This is a genomic window from Mycobacterium sp. shizuoka-1 (genome assembly GCF_002723835.1).
GTDB lineage: Bacteria > Actinomycetota > Actinomycetes > Mycobacteriales > Mycobacteriaceae > Mycobacterium.
In genome coordinates this window covers 1-18,407 of record NZ_BEWG01000050.1, presented here as the reverse complement: position 1 = coordinate 18,407, position 18,407 = coordinate 1, and the positions used below count along the sequence as shown (strand labels likewise).

At 70.7% G+C, this 18,407-nt stretch carries 16 protein-coding genes; all 16 read right to left on the bottom strand.

All coding sequences use genetic code 11. The features are described from left to right. Positions 1-16 precede the first annotated feature (16 nt). On the bottom strand, positions 17-493 hold the full coding sequence (locus MSZK_RS15580) for a hypothetical protein (RefSeq protein ID WP_099249276.1): 477 nt from the start codon (positions 491-493) through the stop codon (positions 17-19). 21 nt (positions 494-514) lie between these two features. After that, positions 515-1,327 (bottom strand): DivIVA domain-containing protein, encoded by an 813-nt coding sequence (locus MSZK_RS15575; RefSeq protein ID WP_099249353.1) that lies wholly within the window; start codon positions 1,325-1,327, stop codon positions 515-517. A gap of 223 nt (positions 1,328-1,550) precedes the next feature. After that, on the bottom strand, positions 1,551-1,841 hold the full coding sequence (locus MSZK_RS15570; RefSeq protein WP_099249274.1) for a YggT family protein: 291 nt from the start codon (positions 1,839-1,841) through the stop codon (positions 1,551-1,553). A gap of 123 nt (positions 1,842-1,964) precedes the next feature. Further along, positions 1,965-2,636, bottom strand: a complete 672-nt coding sequence (locus MSZK_RS15565) for a cell division protein SepF (RefSeq protein WP_099249272.1) — start codon at positions 2,634-2,636, stop codon at positions 1,965-1,967. Positions 2,637-2,699: 63 nt separating this feature from the next. Then, a complete protein-coding gene (locus MSZK_RS15560; protein WP_099249270.1) occupies positions 2,700-3,443 on the bottom strand; it encodes a YggS family pyridoxal phosphate-dependent enzyme in 744 nt (247 codons plus the stop codon). Continuing rightward, the gene (gene pgeF, locus MSZK_RS15555) at positions 3,440-4,144 is read right to left on the bottom strand and encodes a peptidoglycan editing factor PgeF (protein WP_099249268.1); all 705 of its coding nucleotides are present in this window, start codon (positions 4,142-4,144) and stop codon (positions 3,440-3,442) included. Before pgeF ends, MSZK_RS15560 begins: the two co-directional genes overlap by 4 nt. 30 nt (positions 4,145-4,174) lie before the next feature. Beyond that, positions 4,175-5,332, bottom strand: coding sequence for a cell division protein FtsZ (gene ftsZ / locus MSZK_RS15550; RefSeq protein ID WP_099249266.1), 1,158 nt, complete (start codon positions 5,330-5,332; stop codon positions 4,175-4,177). Positions 5,333-5,509: 177 nt separating this feature from the next. Continuing rightward, positions 5,510-6,376: a cell division protein FtsQ/DivIB gene (locus tag MSZK_RS15540; RefSeq protein ID WP_233211341.1), complete on the bottom strand. Its 867-nt coding sequence runs from the start codon at positions 6,374-6,376 to the stop codon at positions 5,510-5,512. A 77-nt stretch (positions 6,377-6,453) separates the two neighbouring features. Continuing rightward, the gene (murC, locus tag MSZK_RS15535) at positions 6,454-7,914 is read right to left on the bottom strand and encodes a UDP-N-acetylmuramate--L-alanine ligase (protein ID WP_099249262.1); all 1,461 of its coding nucleotides are present in this window, start codon (positions 7,912-7,914) and stop codon (positions 6,454-6,456) included. Next, entirely contained in the window at positions 7,911-9,068 is a 1,158-nt protein-coding gene (gene murG / locus MSZK_RS15530; RefSeq protein ID WP_099249260.1) for an undecaprenyldiphospho-muramoylpentapeptide beta-N-acetylglucosaminyltransferase, read from the bottom strand. Before murG ends, murC begins: the two co-directional genes overlap by 4 nt. Further along, positions 9,065-10,552, bottom strand: coding sequence for a putative lipid II flippase FtsW (gene ftsW, locus MSZK_RS15525; RefSeq protein ID WP_099249351.1), 1,488 nt, complete (start codon positions 10,550-10,552; stop codon positions 9,065-9,067). Before ftsW ends, murG begins: the two co-directional genes overlap by 4 nt. A 227-nt stretch (positions 10,553-10,779) precedes the next feature. Next, positions 10,780-12,234, bottom strand: a complete 1,455-nt coding sequence (gene murD / locus MSZK_RS15520; protein WP_099249258.1) for a UDP-N-acetylmuramoyl-L-alanine--D-glutamate ligase — start codon at positions 12,232-12,234, stop codon at positions 10,780-10,782. Between the two features lies 1 nt (position 12,235). After that, positions 12,236-13,315 (bottom strand): phospho-N-acetylmuramoyl-pentapeptide-transferase, encoded by a 1,080-nt coding sequence (mraY, locus tag MSZK_RS15515; RefSeq protein WP_099249256.1) that lies wholly within the window; start codon positions 13,313-13,315, stop codon positions 12,236-12,238. Further along, positions 13,312-14,787, bottom strand: a complete 1,476-nt coding sequence (gene murF / locus MSZK_RS15510) for a UDP-N-acetylmuramoyl-tripeptide--D-alanyl-D-alanine ligase (protein ID WP_099249254.1) — start codon at positions 14,785-14,787, stop codon at positions 13,312-13,314. Before murF ends, mraY begins: the two co-directional genes overlap by 4 nt. Continuing rightward, positions 14,784-16,328 (bottom strand): UDP-N-acetylmuramoyl-L-alanyl-D-glutamate--2,6-diaminopimelate ligase, encoded by a 1,545-nt coding sequence (locus MSZK_RS15505; RefSeq protein ID WP_099249252.1) that lies wholly within the window; start codon positions 16,326-16,328, stop codon positions 14,784-14,786. The genes murF and MSZK_RS15505 overlap by 4 nt, the downstream gene beginning before the upstream one ends. Positions 16,329-16,378: 50 nt before the next feature. Continuing rightward, complete coding sequence (locus tag MSZK_RS15500) at positions 16,379-18,328, bottom strand: penicillin-binding protein 2 (protein WP_099249250.1); 1,950 nt, start codon at positions 18,326-18,328, stop codon at positions 16,379-16,381. Positions 18,329-18,407 lie beyond the last annotated feature (79 nt).

Here is an 18,407-nt window from a genome sequence, read left to right as displayed (position 1 = left end):
GCCGGCCGAGAAAAGATCAGCGGGAGCCGGACTCGGTCGAGGGTTCGTCCTCGGAGGTGTCGTCGGCCTCGGAGGTGTCGTCGGCCTCGGGCTCGGCCTCGGGCTCCGGGACGGGCTCGGGCTCGACTTCCTCGACCGGCTCGGATTCCTCGCCGGCCTCGGCGACGTCCGCGTCGTCCTCGGCGGCCGCGTCCTCGGGGTAGTCGGCGTCGAACGTCGAATACATGTCGTCGACTGTCTCACCGGTCTCGGAATAGGCCGTGGTCTCGGCGGTGGCCGACGACTCGGGTTCGGCGGCGACCGCAGCGCTCGCGGACTCGCCGGCACCGGCACGACGGCCCTGCCGCTCGCGGATCGCGTCGACGATCAGCAGGATGACTCCGAGCACGCTGGCTGCGATGCACACCCAGGCGACCAGCTCATTGCTGGTGACCACCGCGGTGACCAGGGCCGCGAGGCCGATCACCGCCAGAACCAGCGCAACGATCAGCATCGCTTTGCCTTCCGACCGGGCTTAGTTGTTGCCCCGGTTGAACTGGTTGAAGCCGCCGCCATCGGTGTTCGCGCCGGAGTCCACCGGTGCGGCCGACCCACGCTGACCGAGCTCCTCGAGCTGAGACTCCAGGTAGGTCTTGAGCCGGGTGCGGTACTCGCGCTCGAAGGTCCGCAACTGCTCCAGGCGTCCTTCGAGGACAGTCCGCTGCTGGTTGATGGTGCCCATGATCTCGGTGTGCTTGCGCTCGGCGTCGGCCTGCAAGGCGTCGGCCTTCTCCTGCGCCTGCCGCAGCTGGGTCTCCGACCGGGTCTGCGCATCGCTGAGCATCGCGTCCGCGCGCTGCTTGGCATCGGCCACCGTGGTTTCCGCCGTGTGCCGCGCCTCCGAGAGGATCTGGTCGGCGTTGGTGCGGGCGTCGGCCAGCAGCTTGTCGGCCTCGGCCTTCGCAGTCCCGGTGAGCCGGTCGGCGGTGTCCTGGGCCAGGGCCAGTACCCGAGCGGCCTTGATGGCCTGCTCCTCGCTGGCGGCCGGGCTCGGCGCCGGCTGCGGGGCGGCCTGCGGCGCCGGAGCGGGCTCCGGTTCCGGCTCCGGCTGATACACCGGGATCGCCTGGGTGGGCTGCGGTACCGCGCCACCGGCGCGGGCGGCGCCCAGTTCCTGATCGAGTTCGGCGACCCGCTGACGCAGATCGGAGTTCTCCTCGATGAGGCGGGTCAGCTCGTTCTCCACCAGGTCGAGGAAGGCGTCGACCTCGTCCTCGTTGTAGCCTCGCTTGCCGATGGGCGGCTTGCTGAACGCCACATTGTGCACGTCGGCCGGTGTAAGCGGCATCATCTGCCCCCTCGGGTCTGGGCGGTCAAACCGGTCTGGTGTAGAACGCGGTCTCACGTTCGTTCCGTACTGTAACTGGCGTCCATCCTGTCACACCAGAACCGCCGGTTGCCGCGGAGGCCAATAATTAAGAGTGAATTTCAATTTTTCGGCTCGGCCCGCCCGGCGTGGCTGATCGCAATTCGCCGGTCGATGCGGTAGGTTCGCGGCCCTTTCGGACCGATCAGGCCGCTGCGCCGAAAGCCAGCTGCATGCCGATGAAGGCCACCAGCAGCAGCACCATGATGGACAGGTCGAACCGGACCGCGCCGATCGTCAGCTGCGGGATAAGCCGACGTAACAGCTTCACCGGCGGGTCGGTGACCGTCATGATCAGTTCCAGGATCACGACGGTGAACCCACGGGGGTGCCAGTCGCGGCTGAACGAGCGGATGAACTCGACCACGACCCGGGCGATCAGCAGCAGCCAGAAGACAAACAGCGCGAAGCCAAGGATTTCGAAGAACAGCGACAACTAAAGCCGGTCCTTAATCAACAGCGGATGTGACATTGCCGACATCGCTGGTGGGATGCCAGCGCGACGCCGTCAGCCTACCTAAGTCCTACGGCGTCGTTCGACGCCGACCACCACGGCCGCTTACTGGTAGCTGTAGAAACCCGCCTCGGCGATCCGCCTGCGCTCCTCGGCGCTGACGTCGACGTCGGCCGGCGAGAGCAGGAACACCTTGGTGGCCACCTTGTCGAAGGATCCCCGCAGGGCGAAGGCGAGACCGGCGGCGAAGTCGACCAGCCGCTTGGCGTCGGCGTTGTCCATCGACACCAGGTCCATGATCACCGGCTGGCCGTCACGGAAGCGCTCGCCGATGGTGCGAGCCTCGCTGTAATCCTTGGGGCGCAGCGTGGTGATCTTCGACAGCGGGCTGCCCGCCTCGAACAGTTCGGCCATCCGGCGCGGGTCCATCGCCAGGGCGCCGCGGGTCGAGCCGCGCAGCGAGCCGAACCGCGACGCGCGCGGCATGTCATGCGGGTGGTCGAACTCGCGCGGCCGGAACCGCGGCTCGTCGCCGTACTGGGCGCGGAAGCCACCGGTCGGCGCGTAGTCGGCGTCGCGCGGATCCTCGTACTCGCGGGCCATCCGCGGGTCGCGGTCGTCGTAGCGGCCGGGGCGCTCGTACTCGTCGTCGGCGAAGCGCTCACGGCGGGCATAACCGCGGTGCGCGCCGCGGTCGTCGTCGTCGTAGTACTCGTCGTCGTAATCGTCCATAGGCGCCATACCGAAGTAGGCCTTGACCTTGTGGAGTGTGCTCATCGCTGGACCCTTCTGAAGCGTGAAGTGCGGTGTCTGTGATGAAGATGTGACTGGAGTGACTACTCAGGGAGACGTTAGAGGACGTTGTCCCATAAGCGCGGTTCCGACACGCACACACGTCGAACCGTGTCGCACCGCGGATTCCAGGTCACCGGACATGCCGGCCGACAGCTCTGTCGCCTCGGGGTGGTTGCGCAGGACACGCCGATGCTCGGCGGCCAGTGTCGTGAACGCGGCGTCGGGATCGACACCGAGCGGCGGGATGCCCATCAGCCCGACCAGCTGCAATGCATCGGCCCGGGCCACCTGGTCGCACAATGCGTCGACGGCGCCGGGATCGCCGACGTCCACCCCGCCGCGCGAGGTGTCGCCGTCCAGACTGATCTGGACGAACACCCGCACCGCAGTGGTCCGCAGCCCATCGTCGATCGCGTGCGCGGCGCCGCGGTCCAGCGCGGCCGCCACCTTGGCGCTGCTGAGCGAATGCACGGTATCCGCCCATGCGGCAACGGCTTTGGCCTTGTTGCTCTGGATCTGACCGACCATGTGCCAGCGCGCCGACGCACCGGTGAGCTCGCCGAACTCGGCGATCTTGGCCGAGGCTTCCTGCTCGCGGGATTCGCCGAACGCGCGAGCGCCCAGCCGCCACAGGATCGCGACGTCGGTGGCCGGGAAGAACTTGGTGATCGGCAGCAGCTCGACGTCGGCGGGGTCGCGGCCGGCAGCCAGGGCGGCGTCGGTGAGCCGGCCCTGTAGCGCGGCCAGCGCGGTCGCCAGGTCGGTGTCCCGAGCCGGGGTGGCGGTCATTCCATCCACACCAGACTGGCCAGCCGACCGGTCGGGGCGTCGCGGCGGTGGCTGAACAATGTCGTGTCGGCGACCGTGCAGCGCGGGTCCGCGTCGATGGCTTTCACACCGGCGTCGAGCAATTGGCGGGCGATTCCGGCCCGCAGGTCCAGTCCCGGTGTGCCTTTCGCGGTCCTGGTGCGGCTGCCCGGCAGCCGGGCTTCGACCTCGGCGGCCATTTGGCCGGGCACCTCATAGTTGGCGCCACTGACCGCGGGACCCAGCAGCACCGAGATGTCCCGCGCGTGCGCGCCTTCGGCCAGCATCGTCTCCAAGGTGCGCAGCACCACGCCATCGGCGGCGCCCACCCGACCGGCGTGCACGGCGGCCACCACACCGGCGCGGGCATCGGCCATCAGCACCGGCACGCAGTCGGCGGTCACCACGGCCAGCGCCAGTCCGGGGGTGGTGGTGACCAGGGCGTCGGTGTCGTCGACGGCATCGCTGCGAGGCCCGTCGACGAGCGCGACGTGATCGCTGTGCGTCTGGTTCATCCAGATCACGTGGTCGCCGGGAAGCCCGATCGCTGCGGCCAGCCGGGCCCGGTTGGCCGCGACGGCCTTGGGGTCGTCACCGACGTGGTCACCGAGGTTGAAGGTGTCGAACGGCGCGGCAGACACACCACCTGCGCGGGTGGTGGTCACGCGGCGGATGCGTGTCACAAAACCCAGTATCCGGGCGTGACGACGGGGTCAGTGCCGCATGAACGGCGGCACGTCGACGTCGTCGTCGGAGATGCCGTCGTCGCCACCGCCGATGCTCACCGTGGCGCCATTGGTGTGCACCGGCACGCTGGCGGCGTCGATCGGGTCGAACAGCGAGGAGCTCAGCTTGCCGGCCGCACCGGGGGCGATCGGCTGGGATCCGGTCGTCGCACCGCCGACCACCGGCTTGCGGCTGGGGCTGGCCGAGTCGAATCCGGCAGCGATCACCGTGACGCGTACCTCGTCGCCGAGCGAGTCGTCGATCACCGTGCCGAAGATGATGTTGGCGTCCTGGTGCGCGGCGTCCTGCACCAGCGAGGCGGCCTCGTTGATCTCGAACAAGCCGAGGTCGCTGCCACCGGCCACCGACAGCAGCACGCCCTGGGCGCCCTCCATCGAGGCCTCCAGCAGCGGCGAGTTGATGGCGATCTCGGCGGCCTTGAGCGCGCGGCCGTCGCCCCGCGCCGAGCCGATGCCCATCAGCGCGGTGCCCGCGCCGCTCATCACACCCTTGACGTCGGCGAAGTCGACGTTGATCAGACCCGGCGTGGTGATCAGGTCGGTGATGCCCTGCACGCCGTTGAGCAGCACCTCGTCGGCGCTGCGGAAGGCGTCCATCAACGAGACCTGGGCGTCGCCCATCTGCAGCAGCCGGTCGTTGGGGATCACGATCAGGGTGTCGCAGCTTTCGCGCAGCGACTGGATCCCGGCCTCGGCCTGGTTGGACCGGCGCTTGCCTTCGAAGGAGAACGGCCGGGTGACCACGCCGACGGTCAGCGCACCCAGCTTGCGGGCGATGGTGGCGACCACCGGCGCGCCGCCGGTGCCGGTGCCGCCGCCCTCACCGGCGGTGACGAACACCATGTCGGCGCCGCGCAGCAGCTCCTCGATCTCGTCCTTGGCGTCCTCGGCGGCCTTGCGACCCACCTCGGGGTCGGCGCCGGCGCCGAGGCCGCGGGTGGAGTCGCGGCCGACGTCGAGTTTGACGTCGGCGTCGCTCATCAACAGCGCCTGGGCGTCGGTGTTGATCGCGATGAACTCCACACCCTTGAGGCCCTGCTCGATCATGCGGTTGACGGCGTTGACGCCGCCGCCGCCGATGCCGACGACCTTGATAACGGCGAGGTAGTTATGCGGGGGGGTCATCGTCTGTCTTCCTCCCAGGTGGGGATCGGGTCTTGCGGCTCTGTGGCAAACCCTCAACCTCAACCAGAGGCTTAGAGTTATGTCAAGTAGTGCCGTGCAACCAGAACGGTATGGGCGGTGCGAGCTGGATTGGGGAGGCGCGCCGACGTGTCGCGGGCGAATTTCCGGCGAGGAACGTCACTTCACCGTCGGCAGATCCGGACTGGACACGTCGTAGACCTTGCCCGGCTGGGTCAGCAGCGCCGCCAGCTTCTCCGCCTTCTCGTCGGTGCGGTCGGTGGTCCCCCACACCACGGTGCGGCCGTCGGTCAGCGTCAGCGTCACCGAGGCCACCGACGGGGCGGCCACCCGGCTGACCTGAGCCACCACCTCCGGGCGCAGCGCCGTCATCACCTCGAGCGCGGCCCGGGTCGGCGGATCCGTCGGGCCCGGGTTGTCGACGTCGATATAGGGCAGGCCCGGCGGCGGCGGCGCCGTCGCGAAATCCACCCCGTCCCGGTCGAACAGGTGCGACCCGTCCGGATAGTCCTTCACCACGATCGGGATCCGCTCGACGATCGTGATCCGCAGCGTCGACGGGTACTCGCGCTGCACGCGCGCGCTGGCCACCCGCCGGATCCCGGCCACCCGGTCGGCGACCTGGTCGGTGTTGATCTGCAGCAGCGGCGTTCCGATCGCGACCTTCGCGGCGTCGACGACCTCCTCGCGGCTGATCGCGCCGATACCGGTGATCACCAGCGAGCGTGCCGACATCACCGGGGTGAAATAGAGGATGAGCCCCAGCGCGACGCTGACGATCGTCAGCACGATCAGCCAGGTGAGCAGCTTGAGCCCGCGAACAGCCCTCGTGCCCAACGGTTTCGGGGCTTCCACCGTGGCGCCGCGGACCCGGCGTTTGGCCTCCCGGCGGGCCTCCTCGATGGCCGTCGCCCTGGCCTGCGCGGCGCGCCGCTCGGCCCGCTCGCGCCGTTCCCGCATCCGGGGACCCTCGAGATCCTTCTCCTCGGGTGCCTGCGTTTGGTCATCGAGATCGACGTTGTGCACGTCTTCACTCGCACTTTCGCTGCCATGTGTCGGTTTGGGCAGGATCGGGGCGTCCTCGCCGGGCTCGCGCGGCTCGCTCACCGGCTCTCCCCCGGCGCGGAGCGGTTGGCCATCTCGTGCAAGGCGGTCAGGATCTCCTGGCCGAGCATCGTCACGTCACCGGCGCCCATCGTCACCACCACGTCACCCGGTCTGGCGACCTCGGCGACCTGTCCGGCGACCGCGGAGAAATCGGGCACGTAGTTCACCGGCACGCTGACCTGCTCGGCCACCGTCGCGCCGCTGACCCCGGCCAGCGGCTGCTCGCGCGCGGCGTACACGTCGAGCACGAACACCTCGTCGGCGGTGTCCAGCGCGGCGCCGAACTCGCGCGCGAAAGTCTTTGTCCGCGAATACAAGTGCGGCTGGAAGACCACGATCGCCCGGCCGCCGGTCTCCTGCGCCAGCCCGCGTAGGGTGGTCAGCGCCGCCGAGACCTTGGTCGGATGGTGGGCATAGTCGTCGAACACCTTGACCTCGGCGGCGGTCCCGATCAGCTCGAACCGCCGGCGCACCCCCTCGAACTCGGCGAGCGCCTCGAACACCACATCCGGGTGTGCGCCGGCCGCCACCGCCGCCAGCAACGCCGCCAGCGCATTGAGCGCCATATGGCGCCCGGGCACCGACAGGCGCATGGTGCGCGGGCTGCCCTCACCCGCCAGCTGGACCGTCGCCACCGCGGTGGTGCCCCGCTGCTCCCAGTCGACCAGCGCCGCGTCCAGGTCGGACCGCCCCGCGGTGCCGTAGCGCAACACCCGGATGCCCAACGCCGCGGTGCGCTCGGCCAGCGCGGCCGCACCCGGATCGTCGACGCAGGCGACCAGCGCGCCGCCCGGCCGCAGCCGTTCCATGAACGCGTCGAACACCTCGACGTAGGCCGCTTCGCTGCCGAAGAAGTCCAGGTGGTCGGCCTCGATATTGGTCACCACCGCGATGTCGGGCGCGTACTCCACCAGCGAGCCGTCACTCTCGTCGCCCTCGGCCACGAAGTACGGACCGCTGCCGTTGTGCGCGTTGGTGCCGGCCTCCCCCAGATCGCCGCCGACGGCGAACGACGGGTCCAGGCCGGCATGCTGCAGGGCGACGATCACCATCGACGTCGTCGTCGTCTTGCCTGCCGTCCCGGTGACCACCACCGTCGTGTCACCGGCCATCAGCTCGGCCAGCACCACCGGCCGCAGGATCACCGGGACCGCACGCCGGCGGGCCTCGACCAGCTCCGGGTTGGTCTTCGGGATCGCGGCGTGGGTGGTGATCACCGCGGTCGCCCCGCCGGGCAACAAGTCGAGGTTGGCCGCGTCGTGGCCGATGCTGATCACCGCACCCCGGGCCCGCAACGCCACCACACCGCGCGACTCCTTGGCGTCGGATCCCGACACCATGCCACCGCGGTCCAGCAAGATCCGCGCGATGCCGGACATGCCGGCTCCGCCGATGCCGACCATGTGCACCCGCTGCAGCTCCGGCGGCAGATCCTTGGGCCCCTTCGGCGCGCTCATCGCGGCACCTTCGCGGTGCGCGCCACATCCAGGGCGACCTCGGCGACCCGCTGGGCGGCGTCGCGATGGCCGACCAGCGAGGCGGCCGCGGTCATCGACTGCAGCCGCGCCACGTCGGTGAGCACCCCGGCCACCTGGCGGGCGACGAACTGCGGGGTCAGCTCGGCGTCCTCGACCAGGAGCCCGCCGCCGGCGTTGACCACCGGCAGCGCGTTGAGCCGCTGCTCGCCGTTGCCGATCGGCAGCGGCACATAGACCGCGGGCAGGCCGACCGCGGACACCTCGGCCACCGTCATCGCCCCGGACCGGCAGATCGCCAGGTCGGCGGCGGCGTAGGCCAGGTCCATCCGGTCCAGATAGGGCACCGCGACGTACGGCGGCTCACCGGGTTGCGGGCTGCGCAGGTCCAGGGTGTTCTTCGGGCCGTGCGCGTGCAGCACCGCGATCCCCGCGGCAGCCAGGTCGGCGGCGGCGGCGGAGACCGCGCGGTTGATCGACGCCGCGCCCTGCGAGCCGCCGAACACCAGCAGCACCGTCGCGTCGTCGGCGAAACCGAAGTACTCGCGGGCGGCCGACCGCAGCTCGGCGCGGTCCAGCGCGGTGATCGACGCACGCACCGGCATGCCGACCACCTCGGCGTGCCGCAGGCCGGAGTCGGCCACCGCCGACAGCACCCGCCGCGCGGTGCGGGCACCGACCCGGTTGGCCAGGCCGGCACTCGCGTTGGCCTCGTGGACGACCACCGGAACCCGGCGCCGGTGCACCGGCCCGCCGCGGGCGGCCAGGTAGGCAGGCAGCGCCACGTAACCGCCGAAGCCGATCACCACGTCGGCGTGGACGCCGTCGAGCACCGCCCGGGTCTCGGCCACCGCCCGGCGCACCCGCAGCGGCAGCCGGACCAGATCGCCGTTGAGTGTGCGCGGCAGCGGTACCGGCGTGATCAGTTCCAGGTCGTAGCCGCGGTCGGGCACCAGCCTGGTCTCCAGCCCGCGGGCGGTTCCCAACGCGGTGATGCGGATGCCGGGGTCGAGCGCACGCAGCGCATCGGCCACCGCCATGGCCGGTTCCACATGTCCGGCGGTGCCACCACCGGCAAGGACAACCGAGACCGAGTCGCCGCGATGCTCACCGCCGCCGACCCCCGAGACGCTCACCCGTAACGCTGACCTTCCAATGAACGGGACCGCCGTGCCCGGCTGCTTCCCTCGATCGGATGCTGCGCGCTGTTGCGCGGAGCGTCACCATGATGCCCTGAGCGCCGGGTGGGTCGCTGGGCCGTCCGGGTTCTGGCAGGTGACGCGCCCCGTTCGCGGGCGGGCTGGGAGGTGCGGGCCGGCTTCTTGGCGGACTTCGTGGCAGCCCGGGCGGCCTTGGCCGATTTGGCGGGCTTGGCCGATTTGGCGGGCTTGGCCGGCTTGGCGGGCTTGTCCCCCGGCTTGGCGCGCAGCCGGTCGCGCAGCGCCTCCACCCGCGACGGGGCGTAAGCCTCGGGCAGCGGAAGGCGCAGCAACCGGTTCATCCGGTCCTCGCGGCCGGCCCGCAGCGCGGCCACCGCCTCGGGTTCGTGGCGGGCGGCGTTGGCCATCAGCCCGATCATGAACAGTGTTGTCGCCGTGGAGGTTCCACCCGCCGAGATGAGCGGGAGCTGGATGCCGGTCACCGGCAGCAGGCCGATGACATAGCCGACGTTGATGAACACCTGGCCGATGACCCACATGGTGGCGGTGGCCGACAGCAGCCGCAGGAACGGGTCGGCCGAGCGCCGCGCGATCCGCATCCCGGTGTAGGCGAACAGCCCGAACAGGGCCAGCAGACCGAACGCGCCGACGAAGCCGAGCTCCTCGCCGATGATCGCGAAGATGAAGTCGTTGTGGGCGTTGGGCAGGTAGTTCCACTTCGCGGTGCCCTGACCCAGTCCGTCGCCGAAGACACCACCGTTGGCCAGCGCGAATTTGGCCTGGCGGGCCTGGTAGCCGGAGCCCTGCGCGTCCGCGCTGGGGTCCAGCCAGGACCGCACCCGGTCGGAGCGGTAGCCCTCCGAGACCGCCAGCACGGCTGCCGCGCCGACGGCGGCCATCAGCGAGCTGACGAACACCTTCAGCGGCAGGCCGGCGTACCAGAGCAGGGCCAGCAGGATGATGCCCAGTGACACCGTCTGCCCGAGGTCGGGCTGGGCGACGATCAGCACCAGTGCGACGACGGCCGCGGGGATCAACGGGATCAGCATCTCCCGCAGCGAGGCGCGCTCCATGCGCCGGGTCGCCAGCAGGTGCGCACCCCAGATCGCGAACGCGATCTTCGTGAGCTCCGAGGGCTGCATGGACAGGCCGGCGAAGACGAACCAGCCGCGGGAACCGTTGGATTCGTGGCCGATGCCGGGGATCAGCACCAGCACCAGCATCACGATGGTGACCGCGAACGCCGAGAACGCGGTGCGGCGCAGGAAGCGCACCGGCACCCGCAGCGCGAACCAGAAGCCGAACAGCCCCAGCGTGGTCCACATGACCTGCCGGGCGAAGATCGCCCAGGGTGAGCCGTCCTCGTCGTAGGAGTGCACGCCCGAGGCGGACAGCACCATGGTCAGGCCCAGGGTGACCAACAGAGCGGCGACCGAGATGATCAGGTGAAACGACGTCATCGGCCGGCCCAGCCAGGCGCCGAACTTGCGGTGCACGCCGAACCGGGACGCGGCGGGCGCCTCTGCGGTAGCGACGGGCCCGGTGACGGCCTCGGGATCGGCCGGAGAACCCGCCTGAGCGTCGGCCGGGGAGGTGGCGGCTTCGGTGCCGTCCGGCGCGGCAGAAGTGTCCGGGGTGTCGGCCGAGTCGCGACGGCGCAGCCGGGACAGCATCTTGGCCACGGCGGCTACCGGACGGCGCGCACGGCGGCGGCGAACGTGTCGCCACGGTCGGCGTAGCCGGCGAACTGGTCGAATGACGCACCGGCGGGAGCCAGCAGCACCGTGTCACCGGGTCGAGCCAGGCCGGCGGCCGCGGCGACGACCTCGGTCATCAGCCGGGCGCCCAGGCCGGGCCCGGAGGCGTCGACCACTCGAGTCTCATGAGTAACAGCTGACTCATTGGTCTCATGCACCACAGCATCCTCCCGCGTCACAACCTCGATGACGGGGACATCGGGCGCGTGTCGCGATAACGCATCGGCAACCACGGCCCGGTCACGGCCGATCAGCACCGCTGCGACCAGCCGATCTGCGACCCGGCTGACCATGTCGTCGACGGAGGCGCCCTTGAGCAGCCCACCGGCCACCCACACCACCCGCGGGTAGGCCAGCACCGACGCCAGCGCGGCATGGGGATTGGTGGCCTTGGAGTCGTCGACGTAGGACACCCCGTCCACGACGCCCACCCGCTCGGCGCGGTGGCGCCCGACCCGGAAGTTCACCAGGGCTTCGGCGATCGAGGCCGGCGCCACCCCGACCGCGCGGGCCAACGCAGCCGCCCCGAGCGCGTCCAGTACGCCGACCGGGCCCGCCACCGGGATCGATGCGACCGGGGCCAGGTCGAGGTCACCGGCGAAGGCCCGGTCGACCAGCATCCCGTGTTTGACGCCCAACTCCCCCGGCGCCGGTTCGCCGAGCCGGAAGCCCACCTTGACCGGCGCCGGGGCGGCAGGCAGCAACGCGGCCGCCCGCGCGTCGTCGAGCCCGACGACAGCCACCCGCCCGGTCAGCGCACCCGCCTTGGCCGCGGCGTAGGCGTCGAAACCGCCGTGCCAGTCGAGGTGATCTTCGGCGATGTTGAGCACCACGCCCGCCTCGGGGCGCAGCGACGGCGCCCAGAACAGCTGGAAGCTGGACAGTTCCACGGCCAGCACCTCGCTCGGTTCGCTCAGCACGTCGAGCACCGGGTCGCCGATGTTGCCGCACAGCGCCGCGCGCCTGCCGTCGGCGACCAGCATGGCGTGCAGCATCGAGGTGGTGGTGGTCTTGCCGTTGGTGCCGGTGACCACCAACCAGCGCCGCGGCGGCCCGTACTGCCCGGCCGCGTCCAGCCGCCAGGCCAGCTCGACGTCACCCCAGATCGGGATGCCGGCCGCGGCCGCCGCGGCCAGCACCGGAGCGGTCGGCGGGAAGCCCGGGCTGGTCACCACCAGGGTGAACTCGTCGATCGCGAGGACCGCATCAGCCGGAGTGATCGTGTCGATGCCGTTGGCCGCGAAGGCTTTCAGCGATTCGGCATTGTCGTCGCAGACCCGGATGTGCACGTCCCAGGAAGCCAGCGCGGCCACCACCGCCCGCCCGGTGACACCGGCGCCGGTCACCAACACCTGTGCCCCGGCAGTCAGCTCAGGCAGACGCACCTCAGGCGCCGATCGCCGACAGCCACTCGCCGTAGAACAACGCCACACCGAGCCCGCACGCGATCGCGGTGAGCAACCAGAACCTGATGATCACCGTCGTCTCGGCCCAGCCGACCAACTCGAAATGGTGATGGAACGGTGCCATCCGGAACACCCGGCGACCGGTCGTGCGGAAGGCCAGGATCTGGACCACCACCGAGGTCACCTCGGCGACGAACAACGCGCCGAGCACCACGGCCAGCACCTCGGTGCGGCTGGTGACCGACAGCCCGGCGATCATGCCGCCCAGCGCCAGCGAGCCGGTGTCGCCCATGAAGATCTTGGCGGGAGCGGCATTCCACCAGAGGAACCCGATGCACGCCCCGGCCGTCGCGGCGGCCAGCACCGCCAGGTCCAGCGGGTCGCGCACGTTGTAGCAGCCCAGCCCGGGGGCCGTGGCGCAGGCGTTGCGGTACTGCCAGAAGGTGATCAGCACGTAGGCGGCGCTGACCATGGCCATGCTGCCGCCGGCCAGCCCGTCGAGGCCGTCGGTGAAGTTCACCGCATTGGACCACGCGCTGACGATCACCACACAGAACAAGACGAACACCGCCGAACTCAAGGTGACGGTGGCGATCTCGCGCACGTAGGACAGCTCGGGGCTGCCCGGGGTGAGGCCGTCGGAGTTGCGGAACTGCAGCACCAGGATGCCGAACAGCACCGCGGCGGTGAGCTGGCCGACGGTCTTGGCGGTCTTGTTCAGGCCGAGGTTGCGGGAGCGGCGGATCTTGATCAGGTCGTCGACGAAGCCGACCGCGCCCAGCGCGGTGGCCAGGCCGAGTACCAGCAGCCCGGAGGCCGACGGGCCGTCCCCGTTCAGCGCGAGACCGACCAGGTGGGTGCCGAAATAGCCGGCCCAGATGCCGGCGAGGATCGCCACCCCGCCCATCGATGGCGTGCCGCGTTTGGTCTTGTGGCTGGGCGGGCCGTCCTCGCGGATCTCGTGGCCCAGGCCCTGGCGGGTGAACAGCCTGATCAGCGCCGGGGTCAGCAAGATCGACACCGTCAGCGCGATGCCGACGGCGATCAGGATCAGCCTCATGCGTCGCCGCCAAGCAGGGCCTCGGCCAGCGCCCCAAGCCCGGCCGAGTTCGACGCCTTCACCAGCACGACGTCACCGGGCGCCAGCTCGGCCCGCAACAATTCCAGGGCGGTGGCGGCATCGTCGACCATGGTGGATTCCGAGCCCCAGGATCCCTCCATGACCGCCCCGTGATGCATGGCGTTCATGGGCCTCCCGGTTCCGACGACGACGAGTCGACTGATATCTAAGCGCACGGCGAGTCGACCGACACGATCATGCTCGGTAATCGAGGCGTCCCCCAGCTCGGCCATCTCGCCGAGCACGGCCCAGCTGCGCGCGTTGTTCCGGCGGGACATCACGGCCAGCGCCTGCAGGCCGGCTTTCATCGAGTCGGGGTTGGCGTTGTAGGCGTCGTTGATCACGATCACCCCGTCGGCGCGGGTGCGCACCTCCATCCGGTGCCGCGACGCCGGGCCCGCGGCGCCCAGGGCGGCCGCCACCTGCTCGGGGGTGGCCCCGCATTCCAGCGCCACCGCCGCCGCCGACAGTGCGTTGCCGACCTGATGCTCGCCGTGCACGGCCAGCTGCACCGGCACCGCCTGGTCCGCGGTCACCAGCGTGAACCGGGGCCGGGCCAGCTCGTCGAGTTCGACGTCGGTCGCGCGGATGTCCGCGGAGTCCGATTGACCGACCCGCACCACCCGTGCGGCGGTCCGGCTCGCCATCGCCGACACCATCGGATCGTCGGCGTTGAGGATCGCCACCCCGGCGGCCGGAACAGCCTCGACCAGTTCACCTTTCGTTGCGGCGATGACCTCGCGGGAGCCGAACTCGCCGAGGTGCGCGGTGCCCACGTTGAGCACCACCGCGATCGACGGCGGGGCGATCGCGGCCAGCGCGGCGATATTGCCGAGGTGGCGGGCCGACATCTCCAGTACCAGGTAGTCGGTGTCCTCATCCGCCCGCAGCACGGTCCATGGATGCCCCAGCTCGTTGTTGAACGAGCCGGGCGGGGCCACCACGTGGCCCAGCGGGCGCAGCACGGCGGCGATGAGGTCCTTGGTCGAGGTCTTGCCCGACGACCCGGTGATGCCGACGATCGTCAGCCCGCCGGCGACCAGTTCGGCCGCCACCGCGGCGGCCAGTTTCGCCAGCGCGGCCAGCACTGCCGCACCTGAGCCGTCGGCGTCGTGTTCGAGCACCCCGGCGTGCGCGTCGGCAGCCGCCGCCGGCGGCACGACGATCGCGGGGGCGCCGACCGGCCGGGCGGCCAGCACGGCGGCGGCCCCGGCCGCGACCGCGGCCGCGGCGAAGTCGTGGCCGTCCGAGCGCGCCCCCGGCAGCGCCAGGAACAATCCGCCCGGGGTGACTGCGCGCGAGTCGAATTCGACCGTCCCGGTGATCCGGCGGGTGGCGGCGTCGTCGGCACCGATGTCGGCCAGCTCGCCACCGACGATCTCGGCGATCTGGGCGACGGTCAACGCGATCATCGGCTGGTTCCCTGCTCGTCCAGGGCGGCGGCCAGTTCAGCCCGGTCGTCGAATGGCCGGGTCTGCCCGGCCGCGGTCTGTCCCTTCTCATGCCCCTTGCCGGCAATCACCACGACGTCGCCGGCGCCGGCCCAGGCCACGGCGTGCCGGATCGCCGCACGCCGGTCCCCCATCTCGACGACCTCGGCGGGCGGGTCGACCTCGGCGGCTCCGGCCAGAATCGCCGCCCTGATCGTCGCCGGGTTCTCGTTGCGCGGGTTGTCGTCGGTGACGATCACCAGGTCGGCGAGCTCAGCGGCGATGCGGCCCATGGGTGCTCGCTTGCCCGGATCGCGGTCGCCGCCCGCGCCGAACACCACGGCCAGCCTCCCGCCGGGCCGCTTCAGCGTGGTCAGCACCGCCGCCAGGGCGCCAGGTTTGTGCGCGTAGTCGACAACAGCGAGGAAGTCCTGGCCGCGGTCGACGGATTCCAGCCGCCCCGGCACCGACGCCTCGCGCAGGCCGGGCGCGGCTTGCTCCGGCGACACTCCGACGGCGTCCAGCATCGCCAGCGCCAGCAGCGCGTTGGCGACGTTGTAGCGGCCCGGCAGACCGATCCGCAGCCGGTGGTGCACGCCGGCCGGGTCGACCGCGGTGAACTCCTGGCCGCCGTTGTCGAGCACCAAGAGGTCTTCGGCCCGCCAGTCGGCCGGGTGCCCGTCGGCCGACACCGTCACCGCGTCGGCGGCACGGCGGGCCATGTCCCGGCCCGCGGCGTCGTCGACGCAGATCACCGACGTCGCGGCGTGCGCCGGTGCGGCCGGGTCGAACAGCCGGGCCTTGGCCTCGAAGTAGGCCTCCATCGTGGGGTGGAAGTCGAGATGGTCGCGAGACAGATTGGTGAAGCCGCCGACCGCGAACCGGATTCCGTCGGTGCGGCCCAATTCCAGGGCGTGGCTGGACACCTCCATGACGGCGGTGTCGACGCCCTGCTCGGCCATGACGGCCAGCAGCGCCTGCAGCGCCGGGGCTTCGGGGGTGGTCAGCGCGCTCGGCACGTCGGCGCCGGCGATCCGGACGCCGACGGTGCCGATCAGCCCGGGAGTGCGGTCGGCCGAGCGCAGCCCGGCCTCGATCAGATGGGTGGTGGTGGTCTTGCCGGACGTCCCGGTGACCCCGAGCACCACCACCCGGTCCGACGGGTGGCCGTAGACGGCGGCCGCCAACTCGCCGAGCACCGAGCGAGGTGCCGCATGCACCAGGACCGGGATCGCGGCGGGTGTGCCCAGCCTGCGCCCGATGACGGCCGCGCCTTCGGGGTCGGTGAGCACCGCGACCGCGCCGCCATCGATGGCCGCCTGGACGTATTCGGCGCCGTGTGCCGACGATCCGGGCAGCGCAGCGAACAGATCGCCGGCCAGGGCGTCCTGGCCGCGCAGGGTGACACCGGTGATCCGCACCTCGGGCGTCGCCCCGCCCGCGAGCGGCACCGCGCCGACCCGGGCGGCCAAGGTCGGCAGGGTCAGCGCCGGCGTGGTGCGGGGCCGCAGGGCATTGGTCATCGGGTGCTCACCCTACCCAGCAACGGGGGGTAAGCCGGCACACAGGACTATTAAGTGGCCTGCAGGATCAGCGGCGGCCCGGGATCCGGCGAGAGCGGGACGTTCTGCCGCTGCAGCAGCCAGGCGGCGATGTTGTGGAACAGCGGTGCGGCTGAGTGACCCGGCGAACCGTCCGGGTTGCGCTGCGGGTTGTTCATCATGATGCCGATGACGTAACGAGGATCGTCGGCGGGCGCCATCCCGGCGAAGGTGATCCAGTAGACGTCGCTGTAGTAGCAGCCGCAAGCGGGGTTGATCTGCTGAGCGGTTCCCGTCTTGCCGGCGATCTGATAGCCGTCGACGGCGGCGGGCGCGCCGGTCCCCTGCTGATAACCCATCGGGTCGCGCTGGACGATGGCGCGGAACATGTTCCGCACGGTGCGGGCGGTCTCGGGCGAGACCACCCGGATGCCGCTCGGTCGCGCCTCTTCGGTACGGGTGCCGTCAGAGGCGATGGTGGCCTTGACGATTCGCGGCGGGATGCGCACCCCGTCGTTCGCGATGGCCTGGTACATCCCGGTCATCTGCAGCAACGTCATCGAAAGGCCCTGCCCGATGGGCAGGTTGGAGAACGTGCTGCCCGACCACTGGTCGATCGGCGGAACCAGGCCCGAACTCTCGCCGGGCAGCCCCACATTGGTGCGCTGGCCGAGCCCGAACTTGCCGAGCATGTCGTAGTAGCGCTCCGGCCCGATCCGCTGCGCGAGCATCAGGGTGCCGACGTTGGAGGACTTCCCGAACACCCCGGTGGTGGTGTACGGCATCACCCCGTGGCTCCATGCGTCGCCGACGGTGACGCCTCCCATGTTGATCGAGCCGGGCACCTGAAGCACCTCGTCGGGGTTGGACAGTCCGTACTCGATCACCGAGGAGGCGGTGACGATCTTGTTCACCGAGCCCGGCTCATACGGCGAGGTGACCGCCAGGTTGCCCAACTGCTTGTCCTGCTGGCGTCCGATGTCCTGGCTGGGGTCGAAGGTGTTGTCGTTCGACATGGCCAGCACTTCACCGGTTTTCGCGTCCAGCACGACCGCGGAGACATCCTTGGCACCGGAGGCATCCTTGGCCATCTGGACCTGCTGCTGGACGTAGAACTGGATGTCGTCGTCGAGGGTCAGCTGAACGGTGGAACCGTTCACGGCGTCGTGCTTGTTGCGATAGCTGCCGGGGATGACGACACCGTCGGAACCGCGGTCGTAGGTGATCGAACCGTCGGTGCCCGACAGCGTGGAATCCATCGAGTCTTCCAGGCCGAGCAGACCGTGGCCGTCCCAGTCGATGCCGCCGACGATGTTGGCCGCCAGCGCGCCGCCGGGATATTGGCGCAGGTCCTGACGTTCGGAGCCGACCTCGGGGAACTTCTTGGTGATGGCGCCTGCGATCGCCGGGTCGACGGCGCGCGCGAGATAGACGAAGGTCTCGTTGCTGCGCAGCTTCTTCAGCAGCGTGGCCGCGTCGGGCTTGTTGTTCAGCTTGCCTGCGACTTCGGTGGCGATCTGGGTCAGCCGCTTGTCGGGATCCGGTGCGGCGGGCGACTTCTCCTTGGCCTCGGCCAGCTGCTTGCGGATCTTGACCGGCTGGAAGGTCAGCGCCCGGGCCTCGATGGTGAAGGCCAGCTTGTCGAAGTTGCGGTCGACGATGCTGCCGCGCACCGCCTTTTCGACGTCGGTGACCTTGAGCTGGCTGGCGGCGGCCGCGCGCAGGCCGGCGGCCTGGGGTACCTGGAGGTTGAACAGCTGGGTGGCTGCCACCCCGAGGGCCAGAAAGATCACGATGTTGCCCGCACGGTGGCGGAAGACGAATGACGCTGTGCGGCTGCCACTTTCGACAAGTTCGCGGGTGCGCCGCGCCTTGGCCGAACGTCCGGGCCCGGCGTCCTGGCCAGTGGTGACAACCCGGGTGCGCTGCCGCTTGGCCTTGACCGGTCCGCCGGCCGCCTTGTCGGGCTTGCCGCGGCTCACTGACCAGCCTCGGGCGCCACGACCGGCGGAGCGGGCAGCACCGGTGCGGCGTCCGGCGCCGCCACCGGCGGGGCGGCGT